Annotated in this window: 22 protein-coding genes; 6 read left to right on the top strand and 16 right to left on the bottom strand. The window is 64.7% G+C overall.

All coding sequences use genetic code 11. The features are described from left to right. The first annotated feature begins 124 nt into the window (after positions 1 to 124). Positions 125 to 1,081, top strand: coding sequence for a 2-oxoglutarate and iron-dependent oxygenase domain-containing protein (locus tag Q1U94_RS01470; protein WP_300541193.1), 957 nt, complete (start codon positions 125 to 127; stop codon positions 1,079 to 1,081). A 7-nt stretch (positions 1,082 to 1,088) separates the two neighbouring features. On the opposite strand, the gene Q1U94_RS01465 is transcribed toward Q1U94_RS01470, so the two are convergent. Genes Q1U94_RS01465 through Q1U94_RS01440 form a run of 6 tightly spaced genes read right to left on the bottom strand, consistent with a single transcriptional unit; the run spans position 1,089 to position 4,037 of the window. Then, positions 1,089 to 1,748 carry a YceI family protein gene (locus Q1U94_RS01465; protein ID WP_300541191.1) on the bottom strand — a complete coding sequence of 220 codons (660 nt, stop codon included), beginning with the start codon at positions 1,746 to 1,748 and terminating at the stop codon, positions 1,089 to 1,091. Positions 1,749 to 1,750: 2 nt separating this feature from the next. Next, positions 1,751 to 2,227 carry an SRPBCC family protein gene (locus Q1U94_RS01460; protein WP_300541189.1) on the bottom strand — a complete coding sequence of 159 codons (477 nt, stop codon included), beginning with the start codon at positions 2,225 to 2,227 and terminating at the stop codon, positions 1,751 to 1,753. Next, positions 2,224 to 2,715 (bottom strand): SRPBCC domain-containing protein, encoded by a 492-nt coding sequence (locus tag Q1U94_RS01455; protein WP_300541187.1) that lies wholly within the window; start codon positions 2,713 to 2,715, stop codon positions 2,224 to 2,226. Before Q1U94_RS01455 ends, Q1U94_RS01460 begins: the two co-directional genes overlap by 4 nt. Continuing rightward, the gene (locus Q1U94_RS01450; RefSeq protein ID WP_300541185.1) at positions 2,712 to 3,182 is read right to left on the bottom strand and encodes an SRPBCC domain-containing protein; all 471 of its coding nucleotides are present in this window, start codon (positions 3,180 to 3,182) and stop codon (positions 2,712 to 2,714) included. The genes Q1U94_RS01455 and Q1U94_RS01450 overlap by 4 nt, the downstream gene beginning before the upstream one ends. Next, positions 3,179 to 3,697 (bottom strand): SRPBCC family protein, encoded by a 519-nt coding sequence (locus tag Q1U94_RS01445; RefSeq protein WP_300541183.1) that lies wholly within the window; start codon positions 3,695 to 3,697, stop codon positions 3,179 to 3,181. The genes Q1U94_RS01450 and Q1U94_RS01445 overlap by 4 nt, the downstream gene beginning before the upstream one ends. Continuing rightward, the gene (locus tag Q1U94_RS01440; RefSeq protein ID WP_300541181.1) at positions 3,681 to 4,037 is read right to left on the bottom strand and encodes a metalloregulator ArsR/SmtB family transcription factor; all 357 of its coding nucleotides are present in this window, start codon (positions 4,035 to 4,037) and stop codon (positions 3,681 to 3,683) included. The genes Q1U94_RS01445 and Q1U94_RS01440 overlap by 17 nt, the downstream gene beginning before the upstream one ends. Before the next feature lie 400 nt (positions 4,038 to 4,437). Here Q1U94_RS01440 and Q1U94_RS01435 point away from each other — a divergent pair, with 400 nt between their 5' ends. Further along, entirely contained in the window at positions 4,438 to 5,346 is a 909-nt protein-coding gene (locus tag Q1U94_RS01435; RefSeq protein ID WP_300541179.1) for a lipase family protein, read from the top strand. A 6-nt stretch (positions 5,347 to 5,352) separates the two neighbouring features. On the opposite strand, the gene Q1U94_RS01430 is transcribed toward Q1U94_RS01435, so the two are convergent. The 8 genes from Q1U94_RS01430 to gatC form a co-directional block, all read right to left on the bottom strand. After that, positions 5,353 to 6,702, bottom strand: a complete 1,350-nt coding sequence (locus Q1U94_RS01430) for a mechanosensitive ion channel domain-containing protein (protein ID WP_300541177.1) — start codon at positions 6,700 to 6,702, stop codon at positions 5,353 to 5,355. Between the two features lie 150 nt (positions 6,703 to 6,852). Beyond that, the gene (locus tag Q1U94_RS01425; RefSeq protein ID WP_300541174.1) at positions 6,853 to 7,239 is read right to left on the bottom strand and encodes a DUF559 domain-containing protein; all 387 of its coding nucleotides are present in this window, start codon (positions 7,237 to 7,239) and stop codon (positions 6,853 to 6,855) included. 111 nt (positions 7,240 to 7,350) lie between these two features. Beyond that, on the bottom strand, positions 7,351 to 8,844 hold the full coding sequence (gene gatB, locus Q1U94_RS01420) for an Asp-tRNA(Asn)/Glu-tRNA(Gln) amidotransferase subunit GatB (RefSeq protein WP_300541172.1): 1,494 nt from the start codon (positions 8,842 to 8,844) through the stop codon (positions 7,351 to 7,353). Then, the gene (locus Q1U94_RS01415; protein WP_300541170.1) at positions 8,841 to 9,197 is read right to left on the bottom strand and encodes a DUF559 domain-containing protein; all 357 of its coding nucleotides are present in this window, start codon (positions 9,195 to 9,197) and stop codon (positions 8,841 to 8,843) included. The genes gatB and Q1U94_RS01415 overlap by 4 nt, the downstream gene beginning before the upstream one ends. A 216-nt stretch (positions 9,198 to 9,413) precedes the next feature. Then, on the bottom strand, positions 9,414 to 9,704 hold the full coding sequence (locus tag Q1U94_RS01410; RefSeq protein WP_300541168.1) for a hypothetical protein: 291 nt from the start codon (positions 9,702 to 9,704) through the stop codon (positions 9,414 to 9,416). Then, positions 9,701 to 9,958, bottom strand: a complete 258-nt coding sequence (locus Q1U94_RS01405) for a hypothetical protein (RefSeq protein ID WP_300541166.1) — start codon at positions 9,956 to 9,958, stop codon at positions 9,701 to 9,703. Before Q1U94_RS01405 ends, Q1U94_RS01410 begins: the two co-directional genes overlap by 4 nt. Before the next feature lie 4 nt (positions 9,959 to 9,962). After that, on the bottom strand, positions 9,963 to 11,438 hold the full coding sequence (gene gatA / locus Q1U94_RS01400) for an Asp-tRNA(Asn)/Glu-tRNA(Gln) amidotransferase subunit GatA (protein ID WP_300541164.1): 1,476 nt from the start codon (positions 11,436 to 11,438) through the stop codon (positions 9,963 to 9,965). 6 nt (positions 11,439 to 11,444) lie between these two features. Further along, on the bottom strand, positions 11,445 to 11,732 hold the full coding sequence (gatC, locus tag Q1U94_RS01395) for an Asp-tRNA(Asn)/Glu-tRNA(Gln) amidotransferase subunit GatC (RefSeq protein WP_300541162.1): 288 nt from the start codon (positions 11,730 to 11,732) through the stop codon (positions 11,445 to 11,447). Positions 11,733 to 11,833: 101 nt separating this feature from the next. On the opposite strand from gatC, the gene ruvX reads away from it, so the two are divergent. Together ruvX and Q1U94_RS01385 are read left to right on the top strand one after the other, a co-directional pair. Further along, a complete protein-coding gene (gene ruvX, locus Q1U94_RS01390) occupies positions 11,834 to 12,289 on the top strand; it encodes a Holliday junction resolvase RuvX (RefSeq protein ID WP_300541160.1) in 456 nt (151 codons plus the stop codon). A 76-nt stretch (positions 12,290 to 12,365) separates the two neighbouring features. Continuing rightward, positions 12,366 to 13,283: an AEC family transporter gene (locus tag Q1U94_RS01385; RefSeq protein ID WP_300541158.1), complete on the top strand. Its 918-nt coding sequence runs from the start codon at positions 12,366 to 12,368 to the stop codon at positions 13,281 to 13,283. A gap of 158 nt (positions 13,284 to 13,441) precedes the next feature. Here the strand turns inward: Q1U94_RS01385 and Q1U94_RS01380 are convergent, their stop codons facing one another. Further along, positions 13,442 to 14,401: an MBL fold metallo-hydrolase gene (locus tag Q1U94_RS01380; protein WP_300541156.1), complete on the bottom strand. Its 960-nt coding sequence runs from the start codon at positions 14,399 to 14,401 to the stop codon at positions 13,442 to 13,444. Positions 14,402 to 14,443: 42 nt separating this feature from the next. Continuing rightward, positions 14,444 to 14,953, bottom strand: a complete 510-nt coding sequence (locus tag Q1U94_RS01375; RefSeq protein WP_300541154.1) for a GNAT family N-acetyltransferase — start codon at positions 14,951 to 14,953, stop codon at positions 14,444 to 14,446. Positions 14,954 to 15,105: 152 nt separating this feature from the next. Here Q1U94_RS01375 and Q1U94_RS01370 point away from each other — a divergent pair, with 152 nt between their 5' ends. Together Q1U94_RS01370 and Q1U94_RS01365 are read left to right on the top strand one after the other, a co-directional pair. Further along, on the top strand, positions 15,106 to 16,068 hold the full coding sequence (locus tag Q1U94_RS01370; RefSeq protein WP_300541152.1) for an aspartate carbamoyltransferase catalytic subunit: 963 nt from the start codon (positions 15,106 to 15,108) through the stop codon (positions 16,066 to 16,068). Further along, positions 16,065 to 17,351, top strand: a complete 1,287-nt coding sequence (locus Q1U94_RS01365; protein ID WP_300541150.1) for a dihydroorotase family protein — start codon at positions 16,065 to 16,067, stop codon at positions 17,349 to 17,351. The genes Q1U94_RS01370 and Q1U94_RS01365 overlap by 4 nt, the downstream gene beginning before the upstream one ends. Position 17,352: the final 1 nt, after the last annotated feature.

The following is a 17,352-nucleotide window of genomic DNA, read 5'->3' as shown; positions in this document are numbered from 1 at the left end:
TTGGCCCCCGTCGCCTCCCGTTCAAGGGGATGCTGCAATCACGGCCGCGTGTGCGACCTTCGGGCGCTTGGCAGGACACGGCCAAAGCCGTATCTGTCGGCGCGAACAGACAACAGGCCGAACCATGCCCGATCAAGATCTCCTGTCCCGCTTCCCGCCGGTCTCGATGACCCTGCTGGAAACCGACAAGGCACGCTTTGCCCGCGAACTGTGCCGCAGCTTCCGGGAATACGGTTTCGCCGCCATTTCCGACCACGGCCTGGACGAGGCCCTGATCGCCGGCGCCTATGCCAAGGCGGCCGAATTCTTCGCCCTGCCCGAAGCCACCAAGATGAAATACTTCGTCGAGGGCGGTGGCGGTGCACGCGGCTATACGCCCTTCGGCAAGGAAATCGCCAAGGACGCCAAGCATGTCGACCTGAAGGAATTCTGGCATGTCGGCCGCGACCTGCCCGCCGGTCACCCCTACGAAGCCGACATGGCGCCGAACCTGGTCCCCGGCGAAGTCGCCGGCTGGCAGGAGACCGTGCACGGCCTCTACGCCGCCTTCGACGCGATGGGCGTGAAAGTGCTGCGCGCCATCGCGCTCGATCTGGGCCTGGAAGAAACCTTCTTCGACGACACGGTGAAGGACGGCAATTCGGTGATGCGCCTGCTTCACTACCCGCCCGTCACCGGCGATCCGGGCGGGTCCATCCGCGCGGAAGCCCATGGCGACATCAACACGATCACCCTGCTGCTGGGCGCAGAAGAGCCTGGCCTGCAGGTGAAGACGCGTTCGGGCGAATGGGTCGACATGAACCCGCCGCCGGGCTGCCTGGTAGTGAATATGGGCGACATGCTGGCTCGTTCGACCAATGACATCCTGCCCTCGACCCAGCACCGCGTGATCAATCCGGCCGGTGCGCGTACGGAATTCTCGCGCTATTCCCTGCCCTTCTTCCTGCACTACCGGCCGGACTACATGATCGAGACCCTGCCCGGCTGTGCCGGACCGGACAATCCGGACAAATATCCCGAACCGATCCGCGCCAACGACTATCTCAACCAGCGCCTGCGCGAAATCGGCCTTCTGAAATAGGACGTTTCTAGTCTGCCGCCTCGAGCGGCGGCCCCAGAAGTTCTGCCTCGATGCTCACCGTCACCCGGTCGGCCACGCCGAACGAGGAGCCTTCGGCCGGGATGCCGTAGACAAGGCCGAAAGCGGAACGGTCGAACGCGGCTGTGGCGGAAAACCCGATCCGGGCCTGCGGGTCGTAGGGCACCATGCCGGCATAGCCGCCATTATAGGTTACATCGAGTGTCAGCGGCTGCTCGATGCCCATCAGCGAAAGCGTGCCGGCTACCTGCGCCGTGTTCTCGCCGGTCAGCGTCACATCGCTCGATACGAAGCGGATGACGGGATGGTTCTCGACATCGAGCCATTGCGCACCGGTCAGTTCGGCATCGAAATCCACATCGTCGAGCGGATAATGGGTTTCCAGCGAAGCCGGGTCGATCTCGGCCGTCACGAACATCGTCTCCGGCGCCTGCGGATCGAACGCCATCTCGACGTCAAATCGCGTGAAGCGGACCGGGTAGCGCGAGAATCCCATATGGTCGACATGGACGATAAGGCTGCCATGGGTCGCGTCTAGTCGGTAGGCACCGGCCGGTGGCGGATCCATCGGCGGCGGTGCGATATCCTGAGCCAGGACAGGCGCCGTCATCAGGGCGGCGGCGCCGAACGCGATGAGATGCGACTTCATGATCAGTGTACCCCTTCATGGGTTTCGGCGAGTGCCAGCGCCAATTGTTCCAGCTGCCAGGCGACGCCCTCACGGCGCGGACCGGCATTGTCGAGACCGTCAAGGAAGGCGTCCTGCTCGACATAGGTCAGCATGGTACCGTCGCCGTCTGCCTCGAACGTGACCGTCGCCAGCGAGACCGAGATCGGTGTGTCGTCCATCGTCATGCGATAGGCCAGGATGATGCGCACGCCCACTTCGATGTCGTGGATCACGGCGTCATAGGTAAAACGTCCGCCGTCCGGCGCCCGGCCAGAGGCGCTCTCCAGACCGCCGACGCGAAAGTCGAGGGCGTGTTCGATGTCGGTAAAACCTTCAGTCTCGGCAAACCAGCGGCGTTTGGCGGCCGGCTCCGCCCAGGCGGCAAAGACTGTGCGCGGCGGAAACTCATAGCGCCGGCTGAGTGTGAACGTGTCGTGATCGACGCGGCGATCGGTCATGCAATGTCTCCCCTGAAGGGTTTGGTGTCGGGCTTCTCCACCCACACGCCCAGATACGAGGCCAGAGCGGCGAGCAGGGTTTTCCAGCCCTCGCGCGTTGTTTCTTCGTAGGCCGCCCATTGTTCGGGCAACTCCTGGACCAGCGTGATCCGGCAGCCCGTCTTTTCCGGCAGAATGGTGACGGTCACCCGCCCGCCGTCAGCCGGATCAAGATCGGCGCTTTCACCTGCAATGAAGCGGAAGATGAGCCGATGCGGCCGATCGATCTCGATATACTCGCCGATATGATAGGTATCGCCACCTTCGCGACGGTCGACGATCACAAAGCGTCCGCCAGGCCGGGCATCGATGTCACAGCGCACGACGGTTGAGTCGGACAGGGTAAACAGCCAGTGGCGGGCATGCTCCGGATCCAGCCAGGCGGCAAAGACATCATCCGGGTCGGCTTCCAGATGGCGTTCTGCGGTCACGGTGAGTTGGTCTGTCATGGGATGGTCTCCCGCGTCAGGTGTAAAACAAGATTTTCCAGCAAGGCGCCCCATCCTTCGCGATAGCCGGCGAAGATGTCCGAACCCGTCTCCGCCGCGATCTGCAGCGTCAGCCGCATGCGGGCGCCGGCCCCGTCCGGGTCGATCTCGACCGTTGCCAGCGCGGAGGACAGGTTGCGACCTGCAAGGCTGACGGTCTCGGACATCACGATGCGACGATCCGGCACGATATCCTGATAGTAAACCACCGCCTCGTAGGCGCTGGCGTCGCCATCGGCCCAGCAGCGGCTGATGTCGCAGCCGCCGACCCGGAAATCATCCGCGTCATAGACGAGATGAAGGTGGTCTGCCGGCTTCTGCCACTGTGTCCGCCCGTCCACATCCTTCCAGGCCGTGAATATCTGCGCCGGCGTAGCGTCATAGCGCCGCTCCAGCGTGAAGCGTTCATGGGTGATCCGGCTGGTCATCTGGAATCTGCCTTCATCGCCGTCACGGTCTCGACGAGCTGTTCGATCACGGTGCCCCATCCATCATGGAAGCCCATGGCTTCATGGCGTTCGCGAGACGCCCTGTCCGGGTGCAACACCGTGGCGATGTAATGCGTTCCCGCACCGTCCGGCCTGAATTCGATCCCGGCGGTCATGTGAATACCGCCGCAATGCTCGGCATCGCCGGCCGGCCGGTAGCCCGGCAGCAGCGCGCTGGTCCAGGCAATCCAGGCTTTCGGTTCGACCGCGACGAAGATACCCGCATTGTCGAAGCGCTCGCCTTCGGGCGATTGCATCACGGTGCGGAACATGCCGCCCGGACGCAGGTCCATCTCGACCTCCGGCGCCGTCCAGGGGCGCGGCACCCACCATTGTTTGAGGCGTTCCGGGTCGGTCCAGGCCGACCAGACCAGATCGACGGGCGCATCGATACGGCGATCGATGGCCAGATCGGTTTCGGGGTTGAAGCGGGCCCAGTCACGTTTGCGGGTCATCGGGGGTTTCCTTTGCAGCCATGTCCCTGAGGTAGGCGTCGAGCCGGTCGAGCCGGGTCTCCCACAGCGCTTTCTGCTTCGACAGCCAGTCCTGTGCCTCGCTCAGACGCGCGGTTTCCAGCCGGCAGGTCCTCACCCGTCCGGTCTTCTGCGTGCGGATCAGCCCGCCCGTCTCCAGCACTTTGAGGTGCTGCATCAGGGACGGCAGAGCCATTTCGAAAGGTTCGGCAAGCTCGGACACCGAGGCCGGCCCCTCGATAAGACGGGCGATAACAGCCCGGCGTGTCGGGTCCGCCAGGGCGTGAAAGGTAGAATCGAGATGCGTCTGACAGTTAGGCATGTGCCTAGGCTTTCAGCGCCAAGCCGCGCCGTCAACCGAAAACTTATATGTTCGCCTAACTTTTATCCAACCTACTGATCTAAAACAAAAACAGCATACGACTTCGCGCTTGCGATATTACTCGGCTCGATAATTTCCATAGTTTCAATTGATTATCTTTCGCAGGCGCGCAGGCATAATCTGAAACCAGCGGCAAGACGCGACGGATCTGACCGGTTTTGCGCCGGCGGCGAGCCATTTCGGACTGACCCGGCCCGCCGCCACTCAGCAAACTGAAGGACGCGGACCCTTAGTCCGCGTCCTCTTTTTGTTGCGCCGGCCCCGGCGTGACCGTGCGCACACCCCACCCCTCCTCCCCCGATGGATACTGCCTGCCCATTCGACTGCCAGGGAGGACGTCATGGCCACGCTCGAATGCCGGCTGATCAATGCCTCGATCGCCTGTTATGCGATCAGGAACGGGGCGCTCGATCCCGCCAATCCCAATCTCGCAAAGCTCGGCCTGAAGCCGGGCACTCAGCCGACCGTCTTTGTGAACGGGCCGGAACACATCAATGCCGGCTTTGTCGCGGAAACGGCGGATGACTGGGTTGTGCTCGCGCTGCGCGGTACGCTGCCGCCTTTCAAGGGCAATCTGTGGGCGTGGATCCGAGACTGGCTGCAGGATTTCGAGGCCGGCCCGACCGACTGGACGATTGGCGGACGCATCTTCGGTCGCGTGGAGACCGGCTTTGCCACCGGCATGCTCAGCATCTGGCCCATGGCCAAGGCCGCAATCGACGCCATCGATCTGACCGGCAAGCGCGGCATTCTCGTTACCGGCCACTCCAAGGGCGCCGCGATGACCTTCCTCGCGACCTCGCTGATCAAGTCCGAACACCCGCACATGCTGGTGCAGAATTGCTGCTTCGCCGCCCCGCTGACCTGCGATGCGACTGTCCAGAGCAATTATGATGCATTGGGCCTGCGCCCCTTCACCGTGCGCTACCAGAACGAGTACGACATCGTGCCCTTCCTGCCCTGGTGGCCGGCCCTGACACTGGCCGCCAGCGCCGAGCGGCGCGAGCGTGGCGAAGCGGTGCAGATGGCGCCGGAAGCCTGGCCGGAGCCCGGCAATAGTGCGTCGGACAATCTCTACAAGCCGGTCGGCATCCTTCGCTATATCGGTCCCGATTGTCTGATCGAGTATGGCACGAAGGCCGAGAATGATGCCTGGGCCGCGCTCTGGCAGGCGATCGATGCGGGCAACTTCCGCGAGATCGCGGAGGCGCACTCTGCGTCCGGCCGCTATTGCACCTGCATCTGCTGAGGCGGATCAGGTGTCGGACGGTCCAGGCATTTCCTTCACGTGCACATCCATCTGCGGGAAGGGGAATTCGATGCCATTCTCGTGGAAGCTCTTCCAGATCGCCATGTAGACGTCGCTGCGGACATTGGAGAGCCCGTTCTGCGGGTCGGAGATCCAGAAGCGCAGGTCGAAATTGACCGAGCTGTCGCCGAACTCCATCAGATTGCAGACCGGCGTCTTGTCCGGCACGACCCGGTCAACGGTCTGGGCGGCGGCGATGGCAAGCTGCTGCACCTTCTCCATGTCCACAGTCCCGTAGGACACGCCGAAGGGGGCGTGCTGGCGCACCACCCGGTCGGATTTGGACCAGTTGATCACGCCATTGGCGATGAAGTGCTCGTTCGGGATGAGGTGTTCGGTGCCGTCGCGCGTGCGCATCGAGACGTAGCGCGACTGCATGCCGGTGACCCAGCCGAAGGTACCATCCACCTCCAGTGCATCGCCCGGCTTGATGGACTTGTCGGCCAGGAGGGTGAATCCGGCCGCGAAATTCGCCACGGTTTTCTGCAGACCCAGACCGACACCGATACCGACGGCGCCGGAAAAGATCGCAAGCGTGGCCAGGTTGAAGCCGGTCAGCTGCAATGCGATCAGCAGCGCCACGACCGGCAGGACGAAACCGAGCACCTTGGCGATGAGGGCACGCAGGGCCGGCGAGATCTCGTCAGCACGTTCCAGCTGGGCATTGATCGCCCGTCCCGCGAACGAGGCGGCCCAGAACAGGACGCCGAAATAGATCAGGGTGCGCAGGATATCGAACAGGGACAGATCGACCGGTTCGCCGGCCTCGGTCTCGCCCAGAGGAATGGCCAGGGCCTGCAACTGATTGACAACATCGTCCAGCAGGCCGAATACGTCCAGCGCCGCTACCGGCCAGGCGATGTAGAACGCCACTTTCGACCAGAAGCGAGAGCGGATGATCAGCGTCACCGCCCGGATCACCAGCCAGGCTGTCATCAGGCTCATCGCCGCATCGACCAGGTGGATCGGCCTGTCCAGCGATCCCAGGATGATGCGGATAACAGCCAGCACGGCCAGCAGCGCCAAGGGCGTTGCCAGGGCGATGGCCGCCGACAGGAGGCGGCGCGCCAGCCCCGTCTTGATCCGCTCCCTGGTCAGCGCTTCCACGACATGGCGCAGGCGCGGCCCGAAGATCAGCGCGGGAATGATCGCCACGGCCACCAGGCCGATCTGCAGGGCGATATTGATGTCCGTGACGGTCGCCTGCAGCCAAGCCAGAAAATCCCGCGCCTGCCCCTGCAGCACTTCCACCGGCAGAAGCTCGTCGAGCGCTGAATCGTCCTGGGGCGTGGTCATGAAAGCTCCGGCTAACGCGGCGGGATCAGAGGGTTAGCACGATATGCGCGGCCGGGGCCAGACAGGTCGGACAAGACGCTGCGGGAACAAGCCCCCTTTCCCGGGGGGAAGGTGCCCGAAGGGCGGATGAGGGGGAAATCCCCTACTGGATCACTCGGCGCTATTGGCGGGGTTTTCTGGATGCACCGCCCAATGCAGGGCTTTCACAATAACCTCGATCGCCGCATCGGTATTCGCGAGGATCGCATGATTCCAGAAGCGCAGGACCTGATATTCCCGGAATTCGAGAAAATCGGCACGCGCCCTGTCCGCTTCCTCTTGTTCGCTGTGCTGGCCGCCGTCAGCCTCGACAACGAGGCGGGCCTCACGCGATACAAAGTCCACGATGCAAGGCCCGATCGGAATTTGACGGCAGAATTTGACCCCCTCCACGCCGCCATTGCGAAGACGTGACCACAGACGCGCTTCGGCCGGCGTCTGCCTTTTCCGCATGGATCGCGCGAGATGCAGGTTCTTGTGCCGGGCCCGGCCCGCCAAAGGCGGGGTCTCCCGCCTTTCCCTTGATGCCCCTCCCCAGGGAGAGGGAGGTTTGAACAAGACGAGACCTAACCGCCAGGCGGTCAAGAGGGTGTGACCGGCCTCACTCCCCTACCCCAGCAGCTTCTTCCGGAGAATCTCGTTCACCGCCTGCGGGTTGGCCTTGCCCTGCATGGCCTTCATCACCTGGCCGACGAACCAGCCCATGGCCTTGGGCTTTTCCTTCACCGAGGCGGCCTGGTCGGGATTGTCGGCGATGAGCTGGTCGATGACGGCTTCGATGGCGCCGGTATCGGTGACCTGTCTGAGGCCGCGCTCCTCGACGATCTTCGCCGGATCGCCGCCTTCGGCCCAGAGGATCTCGAACACATCCTTGGCGATCTTGCCGGATATCGTCTTGTCCTCGATCAGGGCCACCAGCCTGCCCAGCTGGGCCGCCGTGACCGGACAATCCGCGATGGTCAGGCCTTCCTTGTTGATACGTCCATAGAGCTCGTTATTGACCCAATTGGAGGCCAGTTTGGCATCGTGCCCCTCGGCCACTTCCTCGAAATAGGCGGCGCGGTCCTTGTCGGCCGCCAGCACCGAGGCGTCGTATTCGGACAGGCCCAGTTGCGCGACAAAGCGCTGGCGCTTCTCGTCCGGCAGTTCCGGCAGGTTGACGCGGATCTGGTCGATCCAGTCCTGCTGCAATTCCAGCGGCAGGAGGTCGGGATCGGGGAAGTAGCGGTAGTCGTGCGCCTCTTCCTTGGAGCGCATCGACCGGGTCACGCCGGTATTGGCGTCAAACAGGCGGGTCTCCTGGTCAACCTTGCCGCCCTCCTCGATGAGATCGATCTGGCGCTGGGCCTCGTATTCGATGGCCTGGCGGATGAAGCGCAGGGAGTTGACATTCTTGATCTCGCAGCGCGTGCCCAGATGCTTGAAATCGCCGGTCTCCCGGAATTTGTCGTAGGCGCCCGGCTTGCACACCGACACGTTCACATCGGCCCGCAGCTGGCCCTTCTCCATGTCGCCGCCGCACGTGCCCAGATAGCGCAATATGGTGCGCAGCTTGGAGACATAGGCCGAGGCCTCGTCGGGCGAGCGGATGTCCGGCTTGGAGACGATCTCCATCAGCGCCACGCCGGAGCGGTTGAGATCGACATAGGTCGAATTCGGATCGAGGTCGTGGATCGACTTGCCGGCATCCTGTTCCAGGTGCAGCCGCTCGATACGCACGGTGAAGCGCGAACCGTCATCGCGCTCGCACTCGATAGCGCCCTCGCCGACGATGGGGAACTGGAATTGCGAGATCTGATAGCCCTGCGGCAGATCGGGATAGAAATAATTCTTCCGGTCGAAGCGCGACCAGGTGTTGATCTTGGCATTGAGGCCCAGACCGGTCTTCACGGCCTGTTCGACAACATGTTCATTGATCACCGGCAACATGCCCGGCATCGCCGCATCGACCAGTGAGACCTGGGTGTTCGGCGCCGCGCCGAAGGCCGTCGCCGCCCCGGAAAACAGTTTCGCCTTCGAAACCACCTGGGCGTGAATCTCCAGCCCCATCACGACTTCCCAATCGCCGGTCGCACCCGGCAGGCGGTAGGTATGTTCGGTCATCTTGCGCCCTTGCCTCGCAGATACTCGCCGATGGCGTCCATGACGCCATCGAAATTGTCGTTCACCTCGTGGTTCCACACACGGTGGACCGCAAATCCCTGCCCTGCCAGCCATCGGTCGCGTTCCAAATCGCGCCGCTTGTGACCGTCGAGCGTATGTTGTCCGCCATCGACCTCGATGACCAGCTTCGGATCGAAGCAGGCAAAATCGACGATGTAATGCCCCAGCGGCACCTGCCGCCTGAATCTATACCCTTGGCGCTTCAGGGCCCGAAGCGCGCTCCACATCTTCACTTCCTGCGGCGTCATCCGCTTTCGCAGAGCACGCGCGAGCCTGACCGGCCGGCCCGTCATGGCTGTCTCCATCCAACCGGTGCAGCCTGCCTCTGGGGCGGCGCTCCAGGCCGTGACGGCCGTTACAGCCATCCTTCCCCTTGATGGGGAAGGGGGACCGCGCCGAAGGCGTGGTGGACGGGGTGGGGGCGAGGTGTCTGCGACGACGCAGCAAACCTGCCAGCACCGGGATTCACCCCTTCCGACCCGAGGCTTCGCCTCGGCCCACCTTCCCCATCAAGGGGAAGGAGGGTGTGTCCCCGCCTCCTCATCCTCGTCATCGTCCCATTTCGGCCGCTCGTCCTCCGGCGTGTTCATCGCCGCGACCAGGACCCGGCCGGCCATTTTCACCGTCACGCTGAACAAGAGGAAGCCGACGCCCGGCGTGACCAGCAGCACGGTCCACAGATTGCGCGGTTCCAGCGGGGCGATACCCCGAAACACCACGACACCCGCCAGCACCAGCAGCGCGCCGACCAGGAAGGCCGGGCGGGCGAGCTTCATGGCGGGGTGGAGCGGCTTGCTCATGCCTTCCTCCGCGGCACCAGGGCGCTCCAGCCGACGACCACGCCGAATGCGCACAGCGCCAGCCCGATACCGAACGCGACGATGGTCCAGGGATTGGGCCATTCGCCCGCCGCTATCATGGTAGTGAAACTCAGGGCACTGCCGCCCACCAGCGGTACGCCGAAGATGAGACACATCAGCGCAATGACCAGGACAATCGCGCGATTGATCCAGTCGTTCGCCGTGCTGTAGGGCTTCTCCGGCCGGTCGCTCATCCGCCTACCACCACTTCTCCGGCTTGTGCGTGAAACCGGCGCTGTCCTCCAGCGCCGCGCCGACCTTGAACATGGTCTCCTCGTCCAGGGCGCGGGTGATCACCTGCAGGCCCAGCGGCAGGCCGGACTTGTCGAGGCCCGCAGGCACGGACATGGCCGGCACGCCGGCCAGGTTGGCCGTCACCGTGAAGACGTCGTTCAGATACATCGCGATCGGATCGTCCGATTTCGCTCCCAGCGCAAAGGCCGCCGACGGAGCCGACGGCGTCAGGATGGCGTCGACCTTGCCGAAAGCGTCGTGGAAGTCCTGCAGGATGCGCGTGCGCACTTTCTGGGCACGCAGATAATAGGCATCGTAATAGCCGGCCGAAAGCACATAGGTGCCGATCATGATGCGGCGCTGCACTTCATGGCCGAAACCGGCCCCGCGCGTCTTCTCGTAGGTGTCGTTGAGATCGGAGCCCTCGACACGGTTGCCGTAGCGCATGCCGTCATAGCGGGCCAGATTGGACGAGGCTTCCGCCGGAGCGACGATGTAATAGGCCGGCAGGGCGTATTTCGTGTGCGGCAGGGAGATGTCGACGATCTCGCAACCGGCAGCCTTGAGCCAGTCGATGCCCTGCTGCCAGGCGCGGTCGATTTCCTCGGGCATGCCGTCGACGCGGTATTCCCTGGGCACGCCGATCTTCAGCCCCTTCACCGACCCGCCGCAGGCCGCCACAAAGTCCGGCACCGCATTGGGCAGGGAGGTGGAATCCTTGGGATCGTGTCCGGACATCGCCTGCAGCAGGATTGCACTGTCCTTCACCGTCTTGGCAAAGGGACCGGGATGATCGAGCGAGGAGGCAAAGGCCACGACGCCCCAGCGCGAGGTGCGGCCATAGGTGCCCTTCACCCCGACCGTGCCGGTAAACGCCGCCGGCTGGCGGATCGATCCGCCCGTGTCCGTGCCCGTCGCGCCGAAGCACAGATCGGCGGCCACCGCCGTCGCGGAACCGCCGGAGGACCCGCCCGGTGTCAGGCTTTCATTGCTGTCCTTGGCGCGCCACGGATTGACCACGGGACCGGTATTCGCCGTCTCGTTCGAAGAGCCCATGGCGAACTCGTCCATCGAGGTCTTGGCCACGAAGACCGCGCCCTCGCTCCACAATTTGGAGGTGACAGTTGACTCGTAGGTCGGCTTGAAGCCCTTGAGGATGTTCGACGAGGCTGAGGTATCGATCCCCTCTACCGCGAACAGGTCCTTGATCGCCAGCGGCACGCCTTCCAGCAGCCCGCCCTCGCCCTTGGCGATACGGTCGTCCGCGGCCCTGGCCATCGCCATGCTGCGCGCTTCGTCGAAGGCGGTGAACGCATTCAGCTTGGGCTGGGCCGCCCGGCAGGCCGCAAAGGCCTCCTGCGCCAGTTCGGTGGCCGAAACCTCCCTGGCCTTCAGCTTTGTGGACACTTCGTCGAGGGAGAGTTTGAGAAGATCGCTCATGAGCCCCTACTCCACCGATTTCGGCACGACGAAGAAGCCCTCGTCGGACCGGGGAGCGTTGGCGAGTACCTGGTCGCGGATGCCGCCATCGGTGATCTCGTCCTTGCGCATCGGCAGCGGGAAGGCGACCGGTGTTGTCATGGCCTGCACGCCGTCGACATCGACCTCGTTCAGCTGTTCGATCCAGTTCAGGATTCCATTGAGCTCGCCGACCAGCGCCTCGACCCGGTCCTCGGGTTCGGCCAGTCGGGCGAGACGCGCAATGCGGCGCACATCGTCGGCGGTGACGGACATGGGAAAATCACTCCGGATATTCGAAGCCGCTTGAGTAGCAACCGCCCTTCGCGGGTGCAAGAAAGCTTGACGGCTGCACGTGCACGGCGCATCTCGCCGCCATGCCCATTGTCGCCCTCGAAGACCTGCCGGACGGCCCGCTGATCGCTCTCGATCCGGGTACAAAGACCATCGGTGTCGCCGCCTGCGGCGCCTCGCGCGGGCTGGCGACACCGGTCGAGACGATCAGGCGCACCAAATTCACCGCCGATGCCGAGCGCATCTTCCATCTCATGGACGAACGCGAGGCTGCCGGCCTGATCATGGGCCTGCCGGTGAATATGGATGGCAGCGAGGGGCCACGCGCCCAGTCCGCGAAGGCCATGGCCCGCAACCTGTTGCGCCTGCGCGATATTCCCCTTGTCTTCCAGGACGAGCGCCTGTCCACCTTCGAGGCCGAGGAAAAGCTGATTTCCGCCGGCGTGCGCCGCGACAAGCGCCGCGAGATCATCGACGCCCATGCCGCAGCGAATATCCTGCAGAGCGCGCTGGACCGGCTGGCGCAAACCGGTGGGTGAGGCCAGGCTCAAACCATCCTTCCCCCCGATGGGGAAGGATGACCACGGTCCCGAAGCACAATAATTAAGGGTCGCCATGCAATCACCCATCGTCACCGCCCTCGTCCCCGTCTTCGGCGTCATTTTCATCGGCTGGCTGTTGCGCCGGTCCAATCTCCTGCCCGATGACAGCTGGGGACCGATATCGCGCCTGGCCTATCTGGGGCTGTCGCCGGCGCTCTTGTTCTCATCGATCAGCCATGCCGATCTGAGCGATATCCAGCTGGGCACCTTCATCGCGGCGGCCATGCTGGGCTTTTTGGCCATGGCGGGCCTCACCCTGGCCCTGAAACCCTTCCTGACGATCCCCAATCCCACCTTCACCAGCCTGTTCCAGGCGACCTGCCGCTGGAACGGGCTGCTGATCCTGGCCCTGGGCATCGCCCTGTTCGGGGATGAGGGCGAGATCCTCGTCGCCCTGGTCATGGTGGCCTCGATCCCGCTGGTGAACATGGAGTGTGTTGCCGTGCTGGCGGTGTGGGGCGACGGGGCCAGGCCGCAATGGAATTCCATTCTCTACCGCATCGCCACCAATCCGTTGATCCTGGGCTCGGCCGCCGGCGGCATCGTCAATCTGGGCAATATCCCGCTGCCCGTGATGGTGACGGGCACGATCGATCTGATGGGCCAGGCGGCCCTGCCGCTGATCCTCCTGGCCGTCGGCGCCGGGCTCAACTTCACCGCCATGAAGGCGCGTCCGCGCCTTCTGGCCCTGTCGGTCTTTCTCAAGCTGATGATCGCGCCGCTGGTCTTCTACGGCATCGGCCGGGCGCTGGGCATCGAAGGCGTGCCTCTGACCGTGCTCCTGCTCACCGGCGCCAGCCCTGGCGCCGCCTCGGCCTATGTGCTGGCCAAGCAGATGGGCGGCGACGCGCCCTATTCCGCCGGGGACATCACGGCGTCAGCGCTCTTCTGCTTCGTGACCATCCCGTTCTGGCTCTGGCTGCTGGGCTAGGGGATTTTCATCCTTCCCCTCGATGGGGAAGGTGTCCGGCAAAGCCGGACGGAAGGGGTGGGGGCGAGGTGGCGGCGACCCTGCCAGCATCGGGATTCACCCCCTCCACCGCCGCTGCGCGTCGGTCCCCCTCCCCCATCAAGGGGGAGGATGGCGATCTAATCCCCCAGACAATACCGCTCGCCCTCGTCCGCCAGGCCGAACCCGGCCTCGAACACCTGCTCCCGCTCCGGTGCGTCGGGGAAGCGGACCGGGTTGGTGTGGTTGAAATGGATGAAGCGGATCTTGGCCTTCTCTTCGGCCGGCAGGTCCGCAAAGCGGTCCATGGAATGGGTGATGAAGGGGTGGGGAAATCCCGACATGTCGCGGCCGGGGATTTCGCCGTTGGCAAAGAAGGTGGCGTCCAGATAGGCGACATCCACCGAGGCGATCATCTCCTCGATGCGCGCCGGTTCACCCGCAGGCCACGTTTCCCACTCCTCCCAGCTGTCGATGTCGGGCAGGAAGAGCGCGGTGCGGTCCGGCCCCTCGATGCGAAAGCCGACGACTTCGGTGTATTCCTGCCGATGGGGCACTTCGAACGGTGTCACGGTGAGCGCGCCGACCGTGGCAGGTTCGCCCGCCTCGATGCCCTCCAGCACGATGTTCTGATAGCGCACCAGCTGGTCCCAGGGGCCGTTGGAGAAGAGAAATGCCCCCATGGAAGGCATCACATGCACCGGCACTTCGCGTGCGCCCATGCTCTCGAAGCCCAGGAAGATCAGCCCGGCATAGTGACCGACATGCCCGTGGGTGAGGAATATCCCGTCCAGCCCCGGCGCCGTGTCGACCGGGTAGAACTCGTCCAGCCGCTGCAACTGCTCGCGCATGTCCGGTGTGGCCTCGAACAGATAGCGCTCCTCGCGGCTGCGGTCGACGACGGCGATCGAGGTGGCCAGCCGTCTCAGGGAGGGATCGGCCCAGGCCGGATCGTCCGGATTGCCCATTTGCGGTGCACCGCCGTCCTGGGCCACACCGAGTACGACAAGTTCGACCGTACAGCGGGGCTCGGCCTCCGGCTGGGCCAGCGCTGTTGTCGGAACAAGGAAAAGCGCCAGCGCGCCGCAGAGAGTTTTCATGGACGAAACGAGAGGCGATGCGGACGGACGGGTCAAGCCCCGTCAGTCGATACCCGCCACCCGGCTGCGCCGGGCCATCTGCAGCACGTCGCGCCAGTGTCCCGCCAGCGGCCCGTGCGGCATCTTGCCCAGCCCCTCCAGCACACCCAGCCGCTTGAAACCGTATCGCTCGTGCAAGGCGATCGACGCCGTATTCTCCGGGAAAATGCCGGCCTGCAGCATCCAGATGCCCTGCGCCTCGGACGCCTCGACGATGCCCGCCAGCAAGGCCCGGCCCACACCGCGCCCGCGCGCCGATTCGGCGACATAGACCGACATCTCGCCGACACCGCCATAGACGCAGCGCGAGGAGACCGAACTGAGCGCCGCCCAGCCGAGGATCTCGCCGTCATCCACCGCCACGAGCCTGGGCTCGGCCAGCTTGCCGGCGTCGAACTCCGGCCAGGACGGGGTCGTGCTTTCGAAGGTCGCGTGGCCTGTCGCGATGCCCTCGCCGTAGATGCGCAGCACGGCGTCCGCATCGCCCGGCGCCATCGGTCTGATTTCGATCATGATGCCCTCCCTGATGGACAGGGTTATCTGTGTGAGCCGGCAAGGGTGCGCAAGAGCAGGCGATCGAAAAATCCTGTCGGCTTGCCCCGTGTCGCGACTGCCCCTATACCGCCGCAGACATCTTTCCGGGGCCTGACGATACGGGAGGCGGGATGACCCGCGCCGCATTTTCCTACGATTTCCCCCACCGCCACCTCGTCTCGGTGGCCGATCTCAATCCCGTTGATATCCGCATCATTTTCGAACGCGCCGCACACTGGCTGGCGGTGAACCGCACACCGGACAAGTCGTCCGGCGTGCTCCAGGGCCTGACCGTGCTGAACCTCTTTTTCGAGGCTTCCACGCGCACGCAAGGCTCGTTCGAGATGGCCGGCAAACGGCTGGGTGCCGACGTGGTGAACTTCGCCATGGCCAGTTCCTCGGCGTCAAAGGGGGAGAGTCTGTCGGATACAGCGCGGACCCTGGCGGCAATGCGGCCCGACATCATGGTGGTGCGCCATTCCGCCACCGGCGCGCCTAAATTTCTCGCCGACCGGACCGGTCTTGCAGTCGTCAATGCCGGAGACGGCATGCACGAACATCCCACCCAGGCTCTGCTGGACAGTTTCACCCTCGCCCAGCACTGGGGCGAGGTTGGCGGCAAACGCATCCTGATCGTCGGCGACATCCTGCATTCGCGGGTCGCCCGTTCGAATATCGGCCTCCTGAATATTCTCGGTGCGGAAATCCGCCTTTGCGCCCCGCCCACACTCCTGCCGCCGGACGTCGACCAGTGGGGCTGCGATGTCTTCCACGATCTCGACGACGCGCTGACCGGGTGCGACGCGGTCATGGCGCTGCGCCAGCAGAAGGAGCGCATGTCCGGCGGCTTCGTGCCCTCGGGGCGGGAATTCTTCCACCTTTTCGGCCTTACCCATGAACGCCTGGAGGCCTGCTCGCCCGATGTGCTCGTGATGCATCCCGGGCCGATGAACCGGGGCACGGAAATCCATACCAAGCTGGCCGACGATCCGGAGCGGAGCGTGATTCTGGAACAGGTCGAGAGCGGGGTTGCCGTGCGCATGGCGGTGCTGGAACTGATCGGCGGCGTGATCCGCAAGGAGGCCGGGGCATGACCACGACCAGCCTGGCCATCATCAATGCTCGCCTCGTCGATCCGGCCTCCGGCCACGACGCGCCCGGCGGCGTGCTTGTCGAAGACGGTGTGATTGCCCAGACCGGCAGCGAGATCGATATCGACGCTGCCGACGAGGTGATCGATGCCCGGGGCCGTATTCTCGCCCCGGCCCTGATCGATCTGCGCGCAGCCAAGGAACCGGCCCTGACACCGGACGGGGAAACGCTGGACACGCTGGTCGCGGGCGCGGCGGCGGGCGGGATCGGAACGCTGGTGCTGGCACCGAATGACCGCTCGCCGCTGGACAAGGCCGACGGATTTGCCGGCATGACCCGCGGTCTGGGCCAGCACGGCGTGCGCCTGCTGTCCGCCTGCGGCGCCACAACGGGGCTGGTCGGAAACCAAATGGCCGAGATCGGCCTGATGGTGCGCGGCGGGGCCGTCTATGCCGGAAACGGCGACAGGCCCGTCGCCGACACCCGCACAATGCGGCGGCTGCTGGCCGATACCAGCCAGTTCGACGTCTGGCTGTCGGTGCGGCCCGCCGATGCGGCCCTGTGCGACGGCACGGTGGCGCTGGAGAGCGACTGGTCGGCCCGCATGGGCCTGCCGGCCGAACCCGCCGTCTCCGAACGCATCGCCATCGAACGCGATGCGGCGCTGGCGGAACTCACCGGCGGACGCCTGATGATCGACCGCCTCTCGACCGAAGCCGGGCTCGACGCCCTGCGCCGCGCCCGCGGCCGCGATCTGGAAATCGCAGCGACAGTGGCGGTTGCCCACCTTACGCTGAACGAGGTCGATGCGGGCGGGCTGGACAGTGCGTTCCGCATGGATCCACCGCTGCGCTCTGAAGCCGACCGGCTCGCTCTGGTCCGGGCCGTCGCCGATGGCGAGATCGACGCGGTCGTTTCCGATCACCGTCCCACACCCTATGACGACAAGGGCGAACCCTTTGCCCTGGCGATTGCCGGGACGATGGGCGTGGAAACCCTGCTGGGCGCCATGCTCGGCCTGGTGCATGAGGGCGATCTGGAGCTGGCTGAGGCGCTGCGCCCCCTCACTTGCGGCCCGGCTGACCTGCTGGGCCTGCCGCAGGGCCGCATTGCGGCCGGCGCCCCGGCCGATCTGATCCTGGTCGACGGCGACATGCCCTGGGTGTGCAAGCCGGAAGCCTTCCACTCCGCGCGCGGCAATACGGCCTGGGCCGGACGGCGTTTCCAGGGGCGGGTCTTGCAAACTTTCGTCCGCGGAGTCACGATACACAACCACAAGACGTAGA

It is taken from the genome of Maricaulis sp. (genome assembly GCF_030149515.1).
Taxonomy (GTDB): Bacteria; Pseudomonadota; Alphaproteobacteria; order Caulobacterales; family Maricaulaceae; genus Maricaulis.
Note: the sequence above shows the minus strand (reverse complement) of the source record. Positions and strands in the feature narration are given on the sequence as shown.